The organism is Hyphomicrobiales bacterium (genome assembly GCA_016710435.1).
Taxonomy (GTDB): domain Bacteria; phylum Pseudomonadota; class Alphaproteobacteria; order Rhizobiales; family Aestuariivirgaceae; genus Aestuariivirga.
Map to the genome: position 1 here is coordinate 3,020,865 of JADJVV010000001.1, position 19,725 is coordinate 3,040,589.

The 19,725-nt window shown below is 63.4% G+C and carries 16 protein-coding genes and 1 pseudogene; 6 read left to right on the forward strand and 11 right to left on the reverse strand.

All coding sequences use genetic code 11. The features are described from left to right. Positions 1-376: 376 nt before the first annotated feature. The 4 genes from rpmG to topA form a co-directional block, all read right to left on the reverse strand. A complete protein-coding gene (gene rpmG, locus IPM06_14715; protein MBK8771674.1) occupies positions 377-544 on the reverse strand; it encodes a 50S ribosomal protein L33 in 168 nt (55 codons plus the stop codon). Positions 545-598: 54 nt separating this feature from the next. Next, the gene (locus IPM06_14720; GenBank protein MBK8771675.1) at positions 599-1,045 is read right to left on the reverse strand and encodes a DUF983 domain-containing protein; all 447 of its coding nucleotides are present in this window, start codon (positions 1,043-1,045) and stop codon (positions 599-601) included. Positions 1,046-1,106: 61 nt separating this feature from the next. After that, on the reverse strand, positions 1,107-3,386 hold the full coding sequence (rnr, locus tag IPM06_14725; protein ID MBK8771676.1) for a ribonuclease R: 2,280 nt from the start codon (positions 3,384-3,386) through the stop codon (positions 1,107-1,109). Continuing rightward, positions 3,383-6,037, reverse strand: coding sequence for a type I DNA topoisomerase (gene topA / locus IPM06_14730; protein MBK8771677.1), 2,655 nt, complete (start codon positions 6,035-6,037; stop codon positions 3,383-3,385). The genes rnr and topA overlap by 4 nt, the downstream gene beginning before the upstream one ends. Positions 6,038-6,218: 181 nt before the next feature. On the opposite strand from topA, the gene IPM06_14735 reads away from it, so the two are divergent. Both IPM06_14735 and IPM06_14740 read left to right on the forward strand, forming a co-directional pair. After that, the gene (locus IPM06_14735) at positions 6,219-7,415 is read left to right on the forward strand and encodes an MFS transporter (GenBank protein ID MBK8771678.1); all 1,197 of its coding nucleotides are present in this window, start codon (positions 6,219-6,221) and stop codon (positions 7,413-7,415) included. Between the two features lie 15 nt (positions 7,416-7,430). Further along, positions 7,431-8,105 carry a glutathione S-transferase family protein gene (locus tag IPM06_14740; GenBank protein MBK8771679.1) on the forward strand — a complete coding sequence of 225 codons (675 nt, stop codon included), beginning with the start codon at positions 7,431-7,433 and terminating at the stop codon, positions 8,103-8,105. On the opposite strand, the gene dprA is transcribed toward IPM06_14740, so the two are convergent. The 5 genes from dprA to ruvX are packed head-to-tail and all read right to left on the reverse strand — an operon-like array spanning position 8,106 to position 12,662. Continuing rightward, positions 8,106-9,209, reverse strand: coding sequence for a DNA-protecting protein DprA (dprA, locus tag IPM06_14745; protein ID MBK8771680.1), 1,104 nt, complete (start codon positions 9,207-9,209; stop codon positions 8,106-8,108). A 9-nt stretch (positions 9,210-9,218) separates the two neighbouring features. Further along, positions 9,219-9,824, reverse strand: a complete 606-nt coding sequence (plsY, locus tag IPM06_14750) for a glycerol-3-phosphate 1-O-acyltransferase PlsY (protein ID MBK8771681.1) — start codon at positions 9,822-9,824, stop codon at positions 9,219-9,221. 24 nt (positions 9,825-9,848) lie between these two features. Continuing rightward, positions 9,849-11,159: a dihydroorotase gene (gene pyrC, locus IPM06_14755; protein MBK8771682.1), complete on the reverse strand. Its 1,311-nt coding sequence runs from the start codon at positions 11,157-11,159 to the stop codon at positions 9,849-9,851. Beyond that, a complete protein-coding gene (locus IPM06_14760) occupies positions 11,156-12,118 on the reverse strand; it encodes an aspartate carbamoyltransferase catalytic subunit (protein ID MBK8771683.1) in 963 nt (320 codons plus the stop codon). The genes pyrC and IPM06_14760 overlap by 4 nt, the downstream gene beginning before the upstream one ends. A 52-nt stretch (positions 12,119-12,170) precedes the next feature. Continuing rightward, entirely contained in the window at positions 12,171-12,662 is a 492-nt protein-coding gene (gene ruvX / locus IPM06_14765) for a Holliday junction resolvase RuvX (protein ID MBK8771684.1), read from the reverse strand. Here ruvX and IPM06_14770 point away from each other — a divergent pair. The 3 genes and pseudogenes from IPM06_14770 to gatA all read left to right on the forward strand — a co-directional run bounded on the left by IPM06_14770 (position 12,661) and on the right by gatA (position 15,696). Further along, a pseudogene (locus tag IPM06_14770) lies at positions 12,661-13,368 on the forward strand (GNAT family N-acetyltransferase). The gene ruvX and the pseudogene IPM06_14770 sit on opposite strands and share 2 nt — an antisense overlap. Before the next feature lie 571 nt (positions 13,369-13,939). Continuing rightward, the gene (gatC, locus tag IPM06_14775; GenBank protein ID MBK8771685.1) at positions 13,940-14,227 is read left to right on the forward strand and encodes an Asp-tRNA(Asn)/Glu-tRNA(Gln) amidotransferase subunit GatC; all 288 of its coding nucleotides are present in this window, start codon (positions 13,940-13,942) and stop codon (positions 14,225-14,227) included. A 2-nt stretch (positions 14,228-14,229) separates the two neighbouring features. Next, positions 14,230-15,696, forward strand: coding sequence for an Asp-tRNA(Asn)/Glu-tRNA(Gln) amidotransferase subunit GatA (gene gatA, locus IPM06_14780; GenBank protein ID MBK8771686.1), 1,467 nt, complete (start codon positions 14,230-14,232; stop codon positions 15,694-15,696). Positions 15,697-15,765: 69 nt separating this feature from the next. Here gatA and IPM06_14785 read toward each other — a convergent pair whose 3' ends face one another. Both IPM06_14785 and IPM06_14790 read right to left on the reverse strand, forming a co-directional pair. Next, entirely contained in the window at positions 15,766-16,422 is a 657-nt protein-coding gene (locus IPM06_14785) for a peroxiredoxin (GenBank protein MBK8771687.1), read from the reverse strand. A 261-nt stretch (positions 16,423-16,683) separates the two neighbouring features. Then, a complete protein-coding gene (locus tag IPM06_14790; protein MBK8771688.1) occupies positions 16,684-19,152 on the reverse strand; it encodes a GcvT family protein in 2,469 nt (822 codons plus the stop codon). Between the two features lie 169 nt (positions 19,153-19,321). Here IPM06_14790 and IPM06_14795 point away from each other — a divergent pair, with 169 nt between their 5' ends. Further along, a complete protein-coding gene (locus IPM06_14795) occupies positions 19,322-19,723 on the forward strand; it encodes a rhodanese-like domain-containing protein (protein ID MBK8771689.1) in 402 nt (133 codons plus the stop codon). The last annotated feature ends 2 nt before the right edge of the window (positions 19,724-19,725 follow it).

A 19,725-nucleotide genomic window follows, 5' to 3' on the forward strand; every position in this document is an offset into this window, starting at 1 on the left:
CACCTTGTCGATTCAGCTTAACCGTTGAGCATAGGTCACGGTTAAGCTGGATTTGCGCGCGCCAACTCCATACAGTTTTATTCAATGCTTTTGGATCTCCGGCGCTCTCCAACCCGCCGGGAATTCGCGCAAGAGGAGCAGGGCGCGGCTGCACCCGCCCCAATGCTCCTCATGCACCATCCGGCAGCTTTGCTGCACGCAATGACCCCGGAATCAGGCCCGCCGCATCTCCTGATTCCATGGGTCCGCCGGTCCGGGCCCCGAATTGAGTGGCCTCCTCGATTCCAAATGAGTCCGGACCGGCACCTTTTCCCCAAATGGAAAAACGCCGTCAAGCAAGGCTTGGCGGCGTTTCGCGTTCTTTCAGGAACGGAAATTACTTGATCTTGGTTTCCTTGAATTCCACGTGCTTGCGGGCAACGGGATCGTACTTCTTCATCGACATCTTGTCGGTCTTGGTACGGGAATTCTTCTTGGTCACGTAGAAGTAACCGGTGTCGGCCGTGGAAGCCAACTTGATCTTGATAACGGTGCCCTTGGCCATAATTCTCTCCGAAAGCGGGATTTGGGCCGCATAGACCTCAATTGCCCGGGGAAGTCAAGGTGCGGGCGAAAGGCCGTCTTCCGCGGCACTTGTATCGTCCGCGAAGCCGTGCATCCGGAAGGCCCATTGCAGACCGATCACCACGCCCTTGATGCGGGGCAGCAGCCACAGCGAGAGGAAAGTGGTCAGTGGCAGCCACAGGATGAAATGAATCCACAAATCCGGATGCCACATCTTCTCCACGAACAGCATCAGCGGAATGATGATGTGCCCGACCACGAAGATCGTGAGGTAGGGCGGAGCATCGTCGGCGCGCTGGTGGTGCAATTCCAGTCCGCACACGCTGCAGGCGGGCGCAACGGAGAGATAGCCGGAAAACAGCTTGCCCTGTCCGCAAGCCGGGCAGCAGCGGCGGAAACCGCGTAGCACAGCAGTCTTCCAGGGTCGGGGTGTGGGGAAAGCAGGCGTATCCATGGTACGGAAAAATGGCGTGTCCTGCATTGATCCGCAAACACGCGATGGGCCGCAGCGGCAATCTGACACAATGTCAGGTTTGATCACCTTACCTGCGGCGCGGACGATCTGGCCGCCGCACCCGATGCCCCCCGACCCGCGCCGGCTTTGCGCCGCGCTTCCCGTCCGAAGCCATGTCGAACTTGAGGCCACCCTTGACGGGGGCAACCTCCGTCAGTTTCACCTCCACCACATCGCCCAGCTGGAAGGTCTCGCCCGTATCACTGGAAACGAGCGCGTGGCGCACATCGTCCAGCACGAAGTATCCACGTCCGAGCGTAGAGACAGGCACAAAGCCGTCCGCGCCGGTGTCGGCCAGCGTCACGAACAGTCCCGCACCGACCACGCCGCTGATCCGCGCCTTGAACTGCGCCCCCAGCTTGCCCGCGAGATGTCCAGCCACCATGCGGTCCACCGTCTCGCGCTCGGCCATCATGGAGCGGCGTTCGGCGGCGGAAATGAGGTCGGCCGTTTCGGCGAGGCTGGCAATGTCCTGCCCCGAAAGTCCATCCGGCCCGAGCTTGCAGGCGGTGATGAGGGCGCGGTGCACGATCAGGTCGGCATAGCGCCGGATGGGAGAGGTGAAATGGGCATAGTCCGCCAGTGACAGGCCGAAGTGCCCTGCATTCTCGTGCCGGTACTGCGCCTGCGACTGCGACCGCAAGACGACCTCATGCACCAGCCGTTCATGCGGCGTGTCCTTCGCCTGCTGCAGGATGCGGTTGAAATGCTTGGAGCGCACCACCTGCCCAAGGGCGAAGGGAATGTTCACCGTCTTCAGGAAGTCCGTCAGTGTCCGCAGTTTATCCTGCGACGGTTCCTCGTGCACGCGGAACAGGAGCGGCGTGCGCCGCTTCTTCAGTTCCTCGGCGGCGGCCACATTGGCCTGGATCATGAATTCCTCGATCAGCCGGTGCGCATCCAGCCGCTCCGGCACCACGATCCGGTCGATGTTGCCCGCCTTGTCCAGAATGATCTTGCGTTCCGGCAGGTCGAGTTCCAGCGGGCCCCGCTGGTCACGCGCGGCGGAGAGCACGGCATAGGCCGCCCACAACGGACGCAACGCGCCCTCCAGCATTGCATTGGCCTTGGCATTGCCGCGCCCGTCAATCGCGGCCTGTGCATCTTCATATGCGAGCTTGGCCGCAGAGCGCATGATGGCGCGGGTGAAGCGGTGCGAGCGCTTCTTGCCCTTGGCATCGAAAACCATGTGGCAGGCAAGCGCCGGGCGGTCTTCGCCCTCGCGCAATGAACAGAGGTCGTTGGAAATCCTCTCCGGCAGCATGGGCACCACGCGGTCGGGGAAATAGGTGGAGTTGCCGCGCCGCCGTGCCTCGCGGTCCAGCGCTGTCTGCGGCCGCACATAGGCCGAGACATCGGCAATGGCGACGATCACCCTGTAGCCGCCCGGATTGTCCGCAGCGTCATCTGGAGCAGCCCACACCGCATCGTCGTGGTCGCGGGCGTCAACGGGATCGATGGTGAGCAGCGGGATCGCCCGCAGGTCCTCCCGTCCCTCGATGCTGAAGGGACGAAGTTGCGTCACCTCGTCCAGCACCGCTTGCGGGAACTGGTCCGGAATGCCGTGGCCGTGAATGGCGATGAGAGAGGTGTTGCGCGGGTCAAGCGCATTGCCGAGCCGCGCCCGCACCCGAGCCTGCGGAAGGCCCCGGGCAGCAGGCTTCGTCACCTCGGCAGACACAAGCTCGCCATCCTCCGCCCCGCCATCTTCGCCGTGCGGCACGTGATAATCGTAGCGATCCTTCTTGCCTGACGGAATGATGCGCCCGTGCGCACCCGGTCCGGCGCGGTAGATGCCGACAACACGCAGCGCTTCGCGTGACAGGGGCCGCATGACCTCCGCCTGATAGGCATGGCCGAGAATGGATTTCTTGCCGGCGGGCAGGGCCTCGATGCGGGCCAGCACACGGTCGCCTACACCGGGCGCCGGCTGTCCGGCGCGCCGGTTTTCGCCCACGAGAATGGTCGGCGGATCGCCATTCGCGGCGTTCCATTCCACTGGTGTCGCATAGGCGTGGCCTTCATCATCGACGGCTGTGATCTCGATCACGGTGACGGGCGGCAGGCTGCCCGTGCCGGAGATACGCTTGCCCCGCTTGTCGAGCTTGCCCTTCTGCTCCAGGTCCTTGAGCAGCGCCTTGAGGCCGATCTTGGCGGTGCCCGAAAGCCCGAAGGCCCGGGCAATGTCACGCTTGCCGACAACGCCGGGCGACGTGGCGATGAATTCGAGCAGGTCCGCCTCGGAAGGCAAGCCCTGGTGCGCGGCGAGCTTGCGCGTCTTTTGCGGGCTGGGGCGCTTGCTCGTCACGCCGCGGGTGCAACCTTCTTGGCCGGAACCTTCCGTGCGGCTGGCTTCTTCGCCGCTGCCTTGGTGGCCGCAGGCTTTGATGGTTTCTTGGCAGCCTTCTTGGCCGCCTTTTTCGCCGGAGGCTTGACGCCGGTCTGTTCGGCACGCGCCGCGAGCAGGGCAACAGCCTCGTCCATGGTCAACTCTTCCGGGGCCTTGTCCTTCGGCAGCGTGGCGTTGAGCTTGCCGTATTTGACGTAAGCACCATAGCGACCGCCCATGATTTCCACGTTGCCGCCGCCCGCCGGATGGGCACCAAGATTCTTGATGGCGCCGGGCCGCGCCCGGTTCGATGGCCCGCGCGACCGCTTCTCGTGCAGCAGGTCCACCGCACGGTTGAGACCGATCGTGTAGACGTCATCATCCTTCAGGTTGGCGTACACTCCGTCATGCAGGAGGTAGGGGCCAAAGCGGCCGACATTGGCGACGATGGGCGTCTTGGTCTCGGGATGCAGGCCCACCTCGCGCGGCAGCGAGAGATAGCGCATCGCTTCTTCAAACGTCACCGAGGCGGGGTCCTTGCCCTTGGGGATGGAGGCGCGCCGGGGCTTTTCGCCGTCCTCGACCGCTTCACCAAGCTGGATATAAGGGCCGAAGCGCCCGATGCGCCGCGTCACTGCAGCGCCCGTTTCGGGATCGGTGCCGAGCGGGATGCCTTCCGCCGGAACAAAATCGGTGACGCCATCAACCGGCACCGACATCTGACGCGTATACTTGCACTCGGGATAATTCGTGCAGCCGACGAAGGTGCCATATTTTGACAGCTTCAGAGACAATTGCCCCGTGCCACACACCGGACAGGCGCGCGCATCCCCGCCTTCCGCCTTCTCGGGGAAGATGTGCGGCGCAAGCAGATCATTCAGTGCATCGATGACTTCCGAGACGCGCAAGTCTTTCACGTCTCCGATGGAAGCCATGAACTTCGTCCAGAAATCGCGCAGCACGTCCTTGTACTGGCGGTCGCCGGCCGACACCTGGTCGAGCTGCTCTTCGAGATCGGCCGTGAAGTCATACTCCACGTAACGCATGAAGAAGGACTCGAGGAACGCCGTGACGATGCGGCCCTTGTCTTCTGGGATGAGGCGCTTCTTGTCGAGGCGAACATAACCACGGTCGCGCAGCGTCGACATGATGCTGACGTAGGTCGAGGGACGGCCAATACCCAGCTCTTCGAGCTTCTTCGTCAGCGATGCTTCCGAATAGCGCGGCGGCGGTTCAGTGAAGTGCTGGTTGGCGGCGATGTCCTTGACGCCGATGCGGTCGCCCTTGGCCATGGCCGGCAGGCGGCGCGAGTCTTCGTCCTCACCGTCATCGAGGTCTTCATTGTAGATGCGCAGGAAGCCGTCGAACTTCACGACCGAGCCCGTGGCGCGGAAATTGTAGTGCTTGCCGTCAGTGCCCTGCGTGCCGATGTCGGCAGTGGTGCGCTCCAGTTCAGCGCTCTCCATCTGGCTGGCAATCGTGCGCTTCCAGATCAGGTCGTAGAGCGCGAACTGTTCTGGCTCCAGCACCTTGCGGACCATGTCGGGCGTGCGCGTCGGGTCGGTCGGGCGAATGGCTTCGTGCGCTTCCTGCGCGTTCTTCGCCTTGGTGGTGTACTTGCGCGGAACCGAGGGAAGGTAAGGCTCGCCGAATTGTTTCAGGATGGCATTGCGCGCCGCCGCAATCGCTTCAGGCGCCATGTCGGCACCATCGGTACGCATGTAGGTGATAAGACCCACCGTCTCGCCTTTGAGATCAACGCCTTCATACAGGCGCTGGGCGATCTGCATGGTACGAGATGCCGAGAAACCGAGCTTGCGCGAGGCTTCCTGTTGCAGCGTCGAAGTGCGGAACGGCGGGAAGGGGTGGCGCTTTGCCGGCTTGCTCTCGACAAGGTCAACAGCAAACGGCTGGCCCTTCACGGCCGCCAGAATCTCATTGGCGGTATCTCCCGTGCCGAGCGACAACTTCTCCAACCGCTTGCCGTCAATCGCGGACAGCGCGGCCTCGAACGTTGCGCCCTGCGGCGTGACGAAGGTGCCGTCGATCGACCAGTATTCCTGGGCGCGGAAGGCCTCGATTTCCAATTCGCGGTCACAGACGAGGCGCAGCGCCACCGACTGCACACGTCCCGCCGAACGTGCCCCCGGCAGTTTGCGCCACAGCACCGGCGAGAGCGTGAAGCCCACGAGATAATCCAGTGCGCGGCGCGCGAGATAGGCGTCGACCAGCGCCATGTCGACATCGCGCGGATTGGCAATGGCATCCTGCACCGCAGACTTGGTGATGGCGTTGAAGGCCACGCGCTGCACCTGCTTGCCCTTGAGCGCGCCCTTCTTGTTCAGTACCTCCAGAAGGTGCCAGGAGATGGCTTCGCCCTCGCGATCAGGGTCGGTTGCGAGGACGAGGCGGTCATGGTCCTTGAGCGCGACGACGATGTCCGACACCCGCTTGGCGGCCTTGCCGTCCACTTCCCACGACATGGCGAAATCCTCGTCAGGACGCACCGAGCCATCCTTCGGCGGCAAATCCCGGATATGACCATACGAGGCCAAGACCTTGTAATCTTTGCCCAAATACTTGTTTATGGTCTTTGCCTTGCCGGGTGATTCAACGACGACAACGGTCATTCAAGGGTGTCCTGACACTGATCCCTGCGGGGCGATTGTGCACCGCAAATGGGCCGCGCTCATATAGGTACTCCCCCGGAAAAACAAGCCATGCGCCCTTGGCAGGCCTGAGGGTGAGCTTTTGGAGCCTGCTTTTCGCCGCCCAAAACCGCTATCCACAGGGACCCGGATTCGCCACTCCATGCCCTCAGATACCAGCGCCGCAATGCCCTATTCCGGCCGGAAGGCCGGGGCCCTGACGTTCTCCATGCTCTTCACCATGGAGAGTCTCGTGCGCTCGCTGAACGCGGGCGTGCTGTCGGTGCAGGCCTACGAACTGCTCGGCTCCAGCCGCAACGTCTCCATTCTCATGACCATGGCATCGTTCGGCGTCCTTGTGACAACGCTCATGCTGCCGTTCCTGTTGCGCCGGGCAAAGCGCCGCTGGGCCTACACGCTGGGCATTGCCTTCTCCATGGCCGCAGCACTGTTCCTCGCCAGCCACACCGTTCCGGGGCAGGCGGCAGGCACCTACTTGCGCAACGCTGGCGCCTCGATGATGAACGTGACGCTGGCGCTCTATATCCTCGATCATATCCACAAGTCGGATTATGCCCGCGTGGAACCCATGCGGCTGTCGTTCTCCACGCTGTCCTGGACCATCGGTCCGACAGTCGGCCTCTGGCTCTACACGCATTATGGTCCGATGGCGGCGCAGGCAGCGGTGCTGGTGGCGGGATTGTCGCTCCTCACCTTCTTCTGGATCATCCGGTTAGGCGACCCCGCGACATTGCCGTCGGGTACACTGCAGCCCTTCAACCCCCTCAAGAATGTGGGCCGCTTCATCGAACAGCCGCGCCTGCGCCTTGCCTGGGCGATTGCTTTTGCGCGCTCCGTGTTCTGGTCGTCGCTGTTCATCTACGGGCCCATCCTTCTCATCGAAGCCGGACTGAGCAAGACCCAGGGCGGTTATGTGATCTCCGTGAGCCAGTTGCTGCTGCCACTGGCGCTGCTCTCCGGTTATGTGGCGCGCCGCACCAGCGTGCGCATGGTCATCACAAGCGCCTTCGGCATCATCTGCCTCGCCAGCATCGCCGCCGGGCTCAGTGGCTCGCATTTCCCGATTGTCACCATTGTATTCCTGCTCATCGGCTCTCTCGGCGCCACTGCGCTGGATGGCGTCGGCGCCATTCCCTACATGCGCGCCGTCAAACCCCGCGAACGAAGGGAGATGACAAGCGTCTACCGCACCTTCATCGAAATCAGCGACATCGTGCCGGGAATCATCTTCGCGCTGGTGCTGAGCATCCTGCCGACGCAGGCTGTCTACGTCCTCGTCGGCCTTCTCGCGGCACTCATGTCTTTCATCACCTGGAGGCATCTGCCAAAATCGCTCTGATTCAGGGAGTGAAACATGGCGGCAGCAGCGAGCAAACCCATCCTCGTGATCGGCAACAAGAACTATTCCTCATGGTCGCTGCGGCCATGGATGGCACTGACCATGGCAGGCATTCCGTTCGAGGAAAGACTCGTCCGCTTCGGTGAGCCCCGCTTCAGCAGGGAAGTGCGCAAGATTTCCGGTGCGGGATTGGTCCCCGTGCTGGTGCACAAGGGCCAGACCATCTGGGACTCGCTCGCCATCATCGAATACGCCGCCGAGACATGGCCCAAGGCCCCGGTTTGGCCAAAGACAGCCGCGGCCCGTGCCATTGCAAGGTCGGCATCAGCGGAAATCCATTCCGGCTTTGGCGGACTGCGCAACGACTGCCCGATGAACCTGCGCCGCCCCAAGGTGGCGCTGAAGGCCGGCTTCAGCAACGCAGTCCTGGCCGATGTAAAGCGGCTCGAGTTGCTGTGGTCGCAATGCCGCAAGGCCCATGGCAAGGGCGGGCCTTTCCTGTTCGGCAAGTTCTCCGCGGCAGATGCCATGTACGCGCCTGTCGTCACCCGTCTCGACAGCTATGCCATTCCCGTGAAGAAGGAGACGCGCGCCTATATGGATGCGGTGATGAATACGTCCGGCTTCAAGGCATGGCTCGCCGCGGCCCTCCAGGAGCCGTGGGTCGTTCCCGTGGACGAGGCGGAGTAATCAGGCCAGAGCCACGCGCCCGCCCTTGCTGCGCACCACCCGGCCTGCCAGTTCAAGTTCCAGGAGCAGGGCGGTCACGATGTCGGCAGAGAGCCTGCTCTCGCGGATGAGATCATCCACGTGCGTCTCGCTGGGGGAGAGAAATGAAAACAGGTGTTCCCGGTCGCTCGCGCTGGTGTCGGGGTGAGGTTCCGGGGCGGGCGGTTCGAGGAACAGGTCCGCCTGCGGCCGTGGAACCATGCGCAGTACCTCCAGCACATCGTCGACAGACGTGAGGATTTGCGCTCCGTCGCGGATCAGCCGGTTGCAGCCTTCGGCGCGCGGATCGAGCGGTGAGCCTGGAACCGCAAAGACATCGCGGCCCTGTTCGGCAGCGAAGCGCGCGGTGATGAGCGAGCCCGAGCGCAACGCCGCCTCCACCACGATCACGGCCCGCGACATGCCGGAAATGATGCGGTTGCGGCGCGGAAAATGTTCGGCCTTGGGCGCGGTGCCCGGCGGCATTTCCGTGATCAGCAATCCGCGTTCACCGATCTCCCGGTGCAGGCGCTCATTTTCCGGCGGATAGATGTGGTCGATCCCGCCCGCGAGCACGGCCGCAGTCGCATGTTGAACCGAGGCTTCATGCGCCGCCGTATCAATGCCGCGTGCCAGCCCGGAGGCGACGAGGATGTGATTGTCCGCCAATGCCCGCGCGATCATGCGGGTGAACTTGAGCCCCAGCGCCGAGGCGTTGCGTGCGCCCACCACGCCGATCGCATCCATGTCCGCAAGGTCGAGATTGCCCGCCACGCACAGAAGCGGCGGCGCGCCGTGGACATGGCGCAGGAACGGCGGATAGCCCCGTTCTCCTGCCGCCACCAAATGCGCCTTCAGGCGGAGTGCTGCCGAGAGCTCATCTTCCGCCTTGGCGCGCGGATAGACCGAGAGAGCACGCGCGCGGCCACCACGGCGCGCAAGATCGGGCAGGGCATCAATGGCCGCCGAGGCTGTGCCGAAGCGCGAGAGAAGATCATGGAAGGTGATTGCGCCGATGCTGTCGGTGCGGGCCAGCCGCACCCAGGCAATCCGTTCCTCGTCGGTCAGTTGGCGCGCCGCCCCCATGGCACGCCGTCAGGCTTTCTTGAACGAGGATTTTGGTTCCTCGCCCTTGAGCAGCCGCCGGATGTTGGCGTGATGCGTCAACCACACGATGAGGGCGAGAAGCGCCACCGGCCAAACGGCCATCAGAGTGTTGCCTCCCATGGTCTTGGCCAGCACGAAGGAAGCGGGCACGGCGAGAAGCGCCGCCGTCAGCGCGGAGGCCGACGAGATGCGCGTGATGAAGAACGTGGCGATCCAGGCGACGATGAACACGAGACCCAGGATCCATGCCCAGCCGAACAGCACGCCAATGCCTGTGGCGACACCCTTGCCGCCCTTGAATTTCAGCCACACCGGAAAGATGTGCCCCGCAAGTGCCCCGAAGCCTGCGAAAAGCGGCGCGAACTCGCCACCCCACAGGCTTGCAGCGAGAACGGGAAAATAACCCTTCAAGCCGTCACAGATCAGGGTGAGGGCGGCGATCTTCTTGTTGCCCGTCCGCAGTACGTTGGTTGCGCCGATGTTGCCGGAACCGATGGAGCGCACATCGCCCATGCCCGCTGCCCGCGTGAGCAGGAGGCCGAAAGGGATGCTTCCGGCGAGATAGCCGATCACCGCAAAGAGAAAGTCGTTCACGTCAAAGCCCCACCCGAAGTCACATCACGAGGCAGCGTATTCATAAACAGTGCGTCCCGCAACGACGGTTTCAACCGCGCGGCCTTCCAGGGTCCGATGCTCATAGGGCGAGTTCTTCGAGCGCGAACGGAGCGAGACGTCTTCGACCTTCCAACTCAGTTGCGGATCGACAACCGTGAAATCCGCCGGCGCCCCCGCCTGCAAGCGCCCCTGTTCCAGCCCGAGTATCGCCGCAGGCCGTTGCGACAAGGCTTCAACAAGGCGCGGCAAACCAATGTATTCATTGGCTGAAAGCGACAGCGCCGAGGACAGCATGGTCTCCAGGCCAACGGCCCCGAAGGCGGCTTCCGCGAAGGGCAGACGCTTGGTGTCATCGCTTTGCGGATCATGCGACGAGACGATCACGTCGATCGTTCCATCGGCCACGGCAGCGACGAGGGAACGGCGGTCGTCTTCGCTGCGCAAGGGCGGCGCCAGCTTGAAGAAGGTGCGATAGGCTCCGATGTCCGTTTCGTTCAGCACGAGATGGTGGATGGAGACGCCGCAGGTCACGGGAAGTCCCTTGTCCTTGGCACGGCGGATCACCTCCAGCGACAGTGCCGACGACACCTGTGCCACATGATAGCGCGCGCCCGTCATCTCGACGATCCGAAGGTCACGCTCCAGCATGATCACTTCACTCATGGCGGGATTGCCAGAGAGGCCAAGCCGCGAGGCCGCCTCACCCGCATTCATCACCCCGCCGGAGAGCGAGGGCTCTTCCGCATGTCCAACGACCAACATGTCGAAGTCGCGGGCATACATGAGCGCGCGACGGAACAGGTTTGCATTGCCGACCGCCTTGACCGCATCGGTCACGGCCACAGCACCGGCGCGGCGCAGGAGGCCGATCTCTGCCATCTGTTCACCCGCCAATCCCTTGGTGATGGCCGCCATGGGCGCCACCCGCACCTTGGCCGTGTCGCGCGCGCGCCGCAGGACGTAGTCCACGATCGCCGCGTCATCGATCACCGGTTGCGTATTCGGCATGACGATGATCGTGGTGACACCGCCCGCCGCCGCCGCATCCGATGCACTGGCCAACGTCTCGCGGTATTCCGATCCGGGTTCGCCGGTGAAGACGCGCATGTCCACAAGGCCTGGAACGAGCAGGCGGCCCTTGCAATCGACGACCGTCGCGGAGGCACCGACACTGTCCCGCGTCACGTCCTTGCCCACGGCGAGGATCCAGCCGTCCTCCACCAGAATGCCACCGGGACCATTCAGCCCCTGCATGGGGGCCAACACCTTGGCGTTCACATAGGCGCGGCGGTTGCGCGATGGAGACCCGATCATGACCTGTCTCCTGCGCGGCGTGAGCGGTCCAGCCCATCCAGGATTGCCATGCGCACGGCGACCCCCATTTCCACCTGCTCGCGGATGACCGATTGCGCGCCATCGGCCACATCAGAGTCGATCTCGACGCCCCGGTTCATGGGACCGGGATGCATCACAAGCGCGTGGGGCCGGGCAGCCGCCAGCTTGGACACCGTGAGGCCGTAGAACTGGTAGTATTCCCGCAGGCTCGGCACAAAGGCGCCGCTCATGCGCTCCACCTGCAGACGGAGCATCATCACGACGTCGGCCCCGGCCAGCCCCTTGTCCATGTCGCGGAACACCTCGACACCGAAATTGGCGATACCCGAAGGCAGCAGCGTCGAAGGCGCTACGCAGCGTACGCGCGCCCCCATCTTGGTGAGGAGGTGAATGTTGGAGCGCGCCACCCGCGAATGCAGGATGTCGCCGCAGATGGCCACGGTGAGACCTTCAAGCCGTCCGAAGTGGCGGCGAATGGTCAATGCGTCGAGCAGGGCCTGTGTCGGGTGCTCATGCTGCCCGTCGCCCGCATTGATGACCGCACAGGAAACCTTCTGGGAGAGCAACTCCACGGCCCCGGATGACTGGTGCCGCACCACAAGGAAATCCGGGTGCATGGCATTGATGGTCATGGCCGTATCGAGCAGCGTCTCGCCCTTGGACAGGGATGAGGTGGCAACCGCCATGTTCATCACATCCGCCCCCAGCCGCTTTCCCGCGATCTCGAAGGAGCTTTGCGTGCGCGTGGAGTTCTCGAAGAACAGGTTCACCTGCGTCTGTCCCGCCAGCACGCGGCCAGACTCGGAGAGCGACTTGCCGCTTTCGGCATAGTGCTGCGCCAGGTCGAGGACGGCGATGATGTCGAGCGGAGAAAGATCGGAGATGGCCAGCAGGTGCTGGGCCTTGAACAGGGCGGGCCGTTGGGCTGTCGATGTCATTAAAGCCGGGGCTTTAGGGGAGGGACGCCCGGCTGGCAAGCCCGCCCGGCCTTCATGTTGTGGGAAAGTCCGCTGGTGGTGAACGTACGGCGTCCAGGAACGACTGGAGGATGTGCGCCGCCGCCAGCTTGTCCACGATTTCGGCCCGCTTGGCGCGCGACATGTCCGCCTCAATCATGGTGCGCGTCACGGCGGCAGTGGAGAGGCGCTCGTCCCAGTAGACGATGGGGAGGGGCGTGAGCCGCGACAGGTTTCGGGCAAAGGCGCGCGTGGCCTGCGCCCGCGGTCCCTCGCTCCCGTCCATGTTGAGGGGCATGCCCAGCAACAACAGGCCGATATGCTCTTTCTCCGCGAAGGCGAGCAGCAACTTGGCATCCTCGGTGAACTTGGTCCGGCGGATCGTATCGCGCGGCGTGGCGAACTGCCCGGTGAAGTCGCTGGTCGCCATGCCGATGGTCTTGGTGCCGAGGTCCAGCCCCAGCATGCGCTTGCCCTTGGGCAAGGCGTGGGCAGCGGTCCGGGCCTCTGAGGCAAAACTGGTCATGGACAGAGCCATAGCGGGCAGGGAAAAGGGGTCAATGAGCAAATCCCCCGCCAAGTCCAAAGCCGCCCGTCCCGTTGGCCCCGTCGTCGACCCGCTGCCACCCGGCTCCAAGCCTGATCTCAGGCCGCTGCACGGCCGCTGGGTGCGCCTCGATCCCGTGAGCGTCGCCCGTCACGCCCAGTCCCTCTATGCCTCCTTCGATGGCAAGGACCCCGAGGGCGATATCTGGACCTACCTCGGTTACGGACCATGGCAGGACTTCGATACCTTCGCCGAATGGCTGAAGGAGCGGGAAGCCTCGCGCGATCCGTGGTTCTATGCCTTCGTGGACCGGGCAACGGGCGAGGCACTCGGCATGGGCTCGTTCATGCGCGCCGACCCTGCCAATGGCGTGATCGAGATCGGCCATATCTGGATGTCGCCCGCCATGCAGCGCACCAGGCTTTCCACCGAGACCATCTTCCTGATGATGCGCCACGCCTTCGACGACCTCGGTGTGCGCCGCCTCGAATGGAAATGCGACTCCCTCAACGCCCCTTCGCGGGCCGCCGCCCTGCGTTTCGGCTTCACCTTTGAAGGCATTTTCCGCCAGCACTTCATCGTCAAGGGCCGGAACCGCGATACCGCCTGGTTTTCCATCATTGACAGCGAATGGCCACGCATCCGCGAGGGCTTCGAGCGCTGGCTGGCCGACGAAAGAGGAAAAAAATCCTCCCTCCCCCCCCGGGGGGATTTTTTCCGCCGGGGAGCCGGGGGGGGGGCCCCTTTTTTTTTCCCCCCCCAGGGTTTGGGGTGCCGGGGGGGGGGGGGGGTGACTTCCGCGCGGGGGGGGGGGGGGGGGGGGCCCCCGCCGCCGGGGGGGGGCGCCGCGGGCGGGGGGGGGGAAGGGCCCCCCGGCGGGCCGGGGGGGGGGGGGGGGGGGGGGGGGCGGGGGGGGGGGGGCGGGGCCCCCCCCCCGCGGGGGGGGGGGGGGGCCGGGGGGGGGGGGGGGGGGGGGTTCGTTGTTCGGCGGGTTTCAGGATGGTGTTGTGCGATACGCCATCGTTGGGCCCGGGCGGCGGCCCGGGGGGGGGGGGGGGGGGGGCGCGGGGGGGGGGGGGGGGGGGGGGGGGGGGGGGGGGGGGGGGGGGGGGGCCCCCCCCGGGGGGGGGGCCTCCCCCGGCGGGGGGGGGGCGGGGCAAAGCTGGGGGGGGCTGGCGGGGGCCTCAGAGCAACGTTGCAGGCCACCTGACCCTTTGCTAACACCCCGACCAATCTGAAATTTCGGGAATCCACTCATGTCGGTTGATCAGGCCACGGTGAAACGTGTGGCACGCCTCGCACGCATCAAGGTGAAGGACGAGGACGTGCCTCGCCTCGCGGGCGAACTCAACGCAATCCTGGCCTTCGTCGAACAGTTGAACGAGGTCGACGTCTCGGGCGTCGAACCGCTCACCTCGGTCGTCGCCATGAAAATGAAGATGCGCGACGATGTCGTGACCGACGGCAGCATCCCCAAGGACGTGACCAAGAACGCACCCGCCACGGAAGATGATTTCTTCATGGTGCCGAAGGTGGTGGAATAATCATGACCAGCCTTACGACGCTCACCATTGCCGAAGCCCGCGCCAAGCTGAAGGCACGCGACATCTCCGCAACCGAACTGACCGAGGACTACATCAAGGCCGTGGAAGCGGCCCGGGGACTCAACGCCTACATCGTGGAGACACCGGAGCAGGCCCGCGCCTCCGCCAAGGCCTCCGATCTCCGCCTCCAGGCCGGAACGGCGGGCGAACTGGAAGGCATTCCGCTCGGCATCAAGGATCTCTTCGCGACCTGTGGCGTGCACACCCAGGCCTGCAGCCACATCCTCGACAAGTTTCAGCCGACCTATGAGTCAACCGTGACGGCGAACCTCTTCCGCGAGGGCGCGGTGATGCTGGGCAAGCTGAACATGGACGAGTTCGCCATGGGCTCGTCCAACGAGACAAGCTACTACGGTCCCGTCACCAACCCCTGGCGGCGCAAGAATTCCAATGCGGCTCTCGTTCCCGGTGGCTCATCAGGCGGATCGGCGTCAGCCGTCGCCGCCCACATCTGCGCCGCCGCCACGGCGACCGATACGGGCGGCTCCATCCGCCAGCCCGCCGCCTTCACCGGTACCGTGGGCATCAAGCCCACCTATGGCCGCTGCTCGCGCTGGGGCATCGTGGCCTTCGCCTCGTCGCTGGACCAGGCCGGCCCCATCGCCCGCGACGTGCGCGACGCTGCGATCATGCTCAAGGTGATGGCAAGTGCCGATCCCAAGGACACCACCAGCGTCGACCGCCCCGTGCCGGATTACGAAGCGGTGCTGGGCAAGTCCGTGAAGGGCCTCCGCATTGGCATCCCGCGCGAATACCGCCCCGACGGACTGCCCGCCGAGATCGACGCCCTGTGGAACAAGGGTGCGGAATGGCTGAAGGCGCAAGGCGCGGAGGTCGTCGAGATTTCCCTGCCGCACACGAAATATGCGTTGCCGGCCTATTACATTGTTGCACCTGCGGAAGCCTCGTCCAATCTCGCCCGCTATGACGGGGTGCGTTACGGACTGCGCGTGCCGGGCAACGACCTGATTGATACCTATGAGAATACCCGCGCCGCCGGCTTCGGCCCCGAAGTGCAGCGCCGCATCATGATCGGCACATACGTGCTCTCGGCCGGCTATTATGATGCCTACTACGTGCGCGCCCAGAAGGTCCGTACACTGATCAAGCAGGATTTTGACAAGGCCTGGGAGAAGGTGGACGTGGTGCTGACGCCCGCAACGCCCTCCGCCGCCTTCGCTCCCGGCGAGATCACCGACCCCGTGCAGATGTACCTGAACGACGTGTTCACCGTCACCGTGAACATGGCGGGATTGCCCGGCATTGCCGTGCCGGCGGGACTGTCGGAGCAGGGCTTGCCACTGGGCCTGCAGTTGATCGGCAAACCTTTCGACGAAGAAACCCTGTTCCAGACCGCCTACGCGCTGGAACAGGCCGCCGGAAAATTCACCGCTCCAAAGTGGTGGTAATCCACGCTTGAACAGCAAGAAGGCCGGACTGCCCTGCAGCCCGGCCATTCTTTTTTCAGAAGCCGGAAATCACTTCACATCGACGAGACGCAGGTAAGGCTTTTTCGTCTGCCAGCCCTGCGGGAACTTCTCTTTCGCCGCTTCGTCAGAGAGTGAGGCGAGAATGATTGCCTTGTCGCCCGGCTTCCAGTCGGCCGGCGTCGCCACGGATTTCGTCGCCGTGAGTTGCAGCGAGTCGATCACACGCAGCACCTCATCGAAGTTGCGGCCCGTGCTCATGGGATAGGTGAGGATCAGCTTGATCTTCTTGTCTGGCCCGATGATGAACACGTTCCGGACGGTCTGGTTGTCGGCAGCAGTCCGGCTCTTGGCGTTGCCCGATGCGTTTGGGTGAATCATCCCGTAGAGCTTGGCCACGGTCATCTCGCTGTCGCCGATCATGGGGTAGCTCACGTCACCCCCCGTCACGTCCTTGATGTCCTGCTTCCAGCGCAGATGATCGTCAACGCTGTCGACCGAGATGCCGATCAGCTTCACGCCGCGCTTCTGGAACTCGCCGGACTTCAGCGCCATGGCACCCAATTCGGTGGTGCAGACGGGCGTAAAATCCTTGGGATGCGACACCATCACGACCCAGGAACCGTCGATGAAATCATGGAACTTGATCCGGCCCTCCGTTGTGTCCGCTTCAAAATCAGGAGCGATATCACCGAGTTGCAATGCCATGGCAGGAGCCTCCTTGTTGTTGTCGATAGAAATATAGTAGCCCGGTCGTTCGGAATAAAGAACAATATTGCAGCAGTGGCGAACGGCTCTTCGCGGCAGATTTGCGCATCAGACGCTGAGCCCGATCAAGGGATCACCAGTTGCAAAACTGGTGAACACCAGATCGGCGGGAATGTCCCGGCTGCGCCTGCACTGCAACAATCCCGCGACATCGCCATGTCCACTTCGTGGCGTGTGAATGTCACGCGCTCCGCCTTGTCCCTATGCCTTGATGCGCTCACCCTTCGGATCATAGAACGGCGCGAACTGTACCTTCGCGCCATACTTCTTCCACGCCAGTTCCACTTCCCAAGTGCCGGACGACAGCCAGTCGGTCGAGACACCTTCCGCGTTCTTCACGTAGGCCAGCGCCAGAGAGCGTCCCACGCGATGCCCGAAGGCGCCGGACGTCGTTGAACCGACGATCACGCCATTCCGGTAGACCGGCTCCTCGTGATACATCATGGGGCAGGCGTCGCTGGTATCCTCAAGTGCAATCGTCACCATGCGCTTCGGCAGCACCTTGATCTCGCGCTGCTTGAGCAGGGCCTCACGGCCGATGAAGCCACCCGGCTTGTCCCAGGCCACGCCAAAACCAAGGCCCGCTTCCAGAGGTGTCTCCTCATCCGACATGTCGTGGCCCCAGTGGCGGTATCCCTTCTCCATGCGGGCGTTGTTCATGGAATGCATGCCCGCCGGCGTGAGATTGAATTCAGGGCCGGCAGCCAGCAGCGTCTCCATCACATGCGCGGCAAATTCGGCGGGGATGTAGAGTTCCCAGCCCAACTCGCCCACATAGGTCAGCCGCGAGGCCCGGACGCGCGCGTAGCCAATCTCGATTTCCTGCGATGTGCCAAAGGGGAAGGCGGCATTGGAGAGGTCCGCGCCCGACACCTTCTCCAGCAACGCGCGTGACTTCGGACCCATGATGGCGATCATTGGCAGGCCGGACGTCACATCGACGGCGACACAGTTCTTGTCGCCGGTCTGGCGCTTCAGCCAGGCCATGTCGCGCGTCTGCGGCACCGCGCCGGTGACCACGAGGAATTTCTGTTCGCCAAGACGAGTCACGGTGAGGTCGGCTTCAATGCCGCCTCTCTCATTGAGCCACTGCGTATAGACGATCTTGCCTTCGGGAACGTCAACATTGTTGGCCGACAACCGGTTCAACACCGGGAGCGCATCCTTGCCTTCTACATGATACTTGGCGAATGAGGCCTGATCGAAGAACACCACGTCGTTCTTCAGGCGGTCGGCCTCGTATTGCGCGCAGGGGAACCAGTTCTGGCGGCCGTAGCTGTATTCGTAGTCGCGTTTCACGCCGTCACGGGCATACCAGTTGGGGCGTTCCCAACCATTCACTTCGCCATAAACAGCGCCCAGCTTGTCCGTGTACTGATGGATGGGTGAGCGCCGCACGCCGCGCGCCGTTTCGGCCTGCCGGTAAGGCCAGTGCATGGCGTAAAGCAGGCCGAGAGATTCGGTGACGCGTTCGCGTACATAGCTGTGCACCGACTGGAATGGATGGATGCGGCGGATATCGATGCCGTTGACGTCCATGGGCGGGTGGCCGTTCTTGATCCAATGCGCCAGCACGAGGCCTGCCCCGCCAGAGGACTGGATGCCGATGGAGTTGAAGCCCGTAGCCACAAAGAGATCGCGCAATTCCGGGGCCTCGCCCAGATAGTAGCGGTTGTCCGGCGTGAAGCTCTCGGGCCCGTTGAAGAACAGCTGGATTCCCGCTGTTTCCAACAACGGCACGCGGTTGATGGCGGCGGCGAGGATGGGCTCAAAGTGATCCATGTCCTCGGGAAGTGTGACGAACGCGTGCTCATCATCAATGCCAATGCTTCCCTTGGGGGGCCAGGGCTTGGCCTTTGGTTCAAAGGCGCCGATCATCAGCTTGCCGGCATCTTCCTTGTAGTAGGTGCATTCGTCCACGATGCGAACCACGGGCATGTTGCGTGGCAATTTTTCGATGGGTTCCGAAACGATATAGAAATGTTCACAGGCGTGCAGGGGAATGTTGACGCCGACGCTGCGGCCCAATTCGCGGCTCCACATGCCGGTTGCCATGACGACTTTGTCGGCGTGGATCGTACCACTGGTGGTTTCAACGCCTTTGGCACTGCCTTTGTCTGTGAGGATACGGGTGACCTTTACGTTTTCAAAGAATTTGGCGCCGTGGGTGCGTGCCCCGGATGCCAACGCCTGCGTCACGTCGATCGGGTTCAACTGTCCATCCCTCGGCAGGAACACGGCTCCCTTGACGCTCTCCATGTTGTAGGCCGGGATACGTTCTCTCACCTCGCCGGGGGACAGGACGTCAAGCTCCAGTCCGAAGTTCCGGGCCATGGAGGCACCACGGAGGATTTCTTCCAATCGGCCGTCGGTCAGTGCCAGGGAAATGGAGCCGTTCTGCTTGAAGCCGATGGCCTGGCCCGTCTCTTGCTCGAGTCCTTCAAAGAGCTTGGTCGTATACTTGGCCAATTCGGTAAGGTTGCGCGTGGACCGCAACTGGGTGACCAGACCTGCCGCATGCCAAGTCGTGCCGGAGGTCAGTTGCTTCCTCTCGAGGACCACCACATTGGTGATGCCGATCTTGGTGAGGTGATAGGCAATGGAACATCCGACGATGCCGCCACCGATGATGACGACGTCGGCGCGGGCAGGCAATTTGGCAGTGGTCATGGGAAATCCTCTGGAGACAATCGGGACAATACCAGAGGATGCAGCCGCACCAAGAGCCAGAACGCCGCGCGGCCTTTCCGAAAATTCTCACCAATCCGTCCCACGGCATTTGCGTCAGGCGGTGCAAACGGGTTAAGAGGCCTCGCAAAGCAATACTGATGGTGCACTGATGTACAAGGGCGATATCACCCCAGCCGAGGCCCAAGAACGGCTCAAGAAGAATGCCAATGCCGTGCTGATCGACGTCCGCACGCAACCGGAATGGACCTTTGTCGGCGTCCCCCAGGTGGACCGGCTGGTCCGTCTGTCGTGGCAGGTTTACCCCCAGATGGAAATCAACGCCCGTTTCGTGGAGGAAGTCGAAGGCATGAAGCTGCCGCAGGATGCGGAAATTCTCTGCCTTTGCCGTTCCGGCGCGCGTTCGGCCTCGGCCGCCTCTGCGTTGAGCAAGGCGGGCTTCACCAATGTCTGGAACGTCGCCGAAGGGTTCGAAGGCGACAAGGATGCAAAAGGCCAGCGTGGCAAGACCAATGGCTGGAAGTCACACGGGTTGCCCTGGGTGCAAAGCTGATC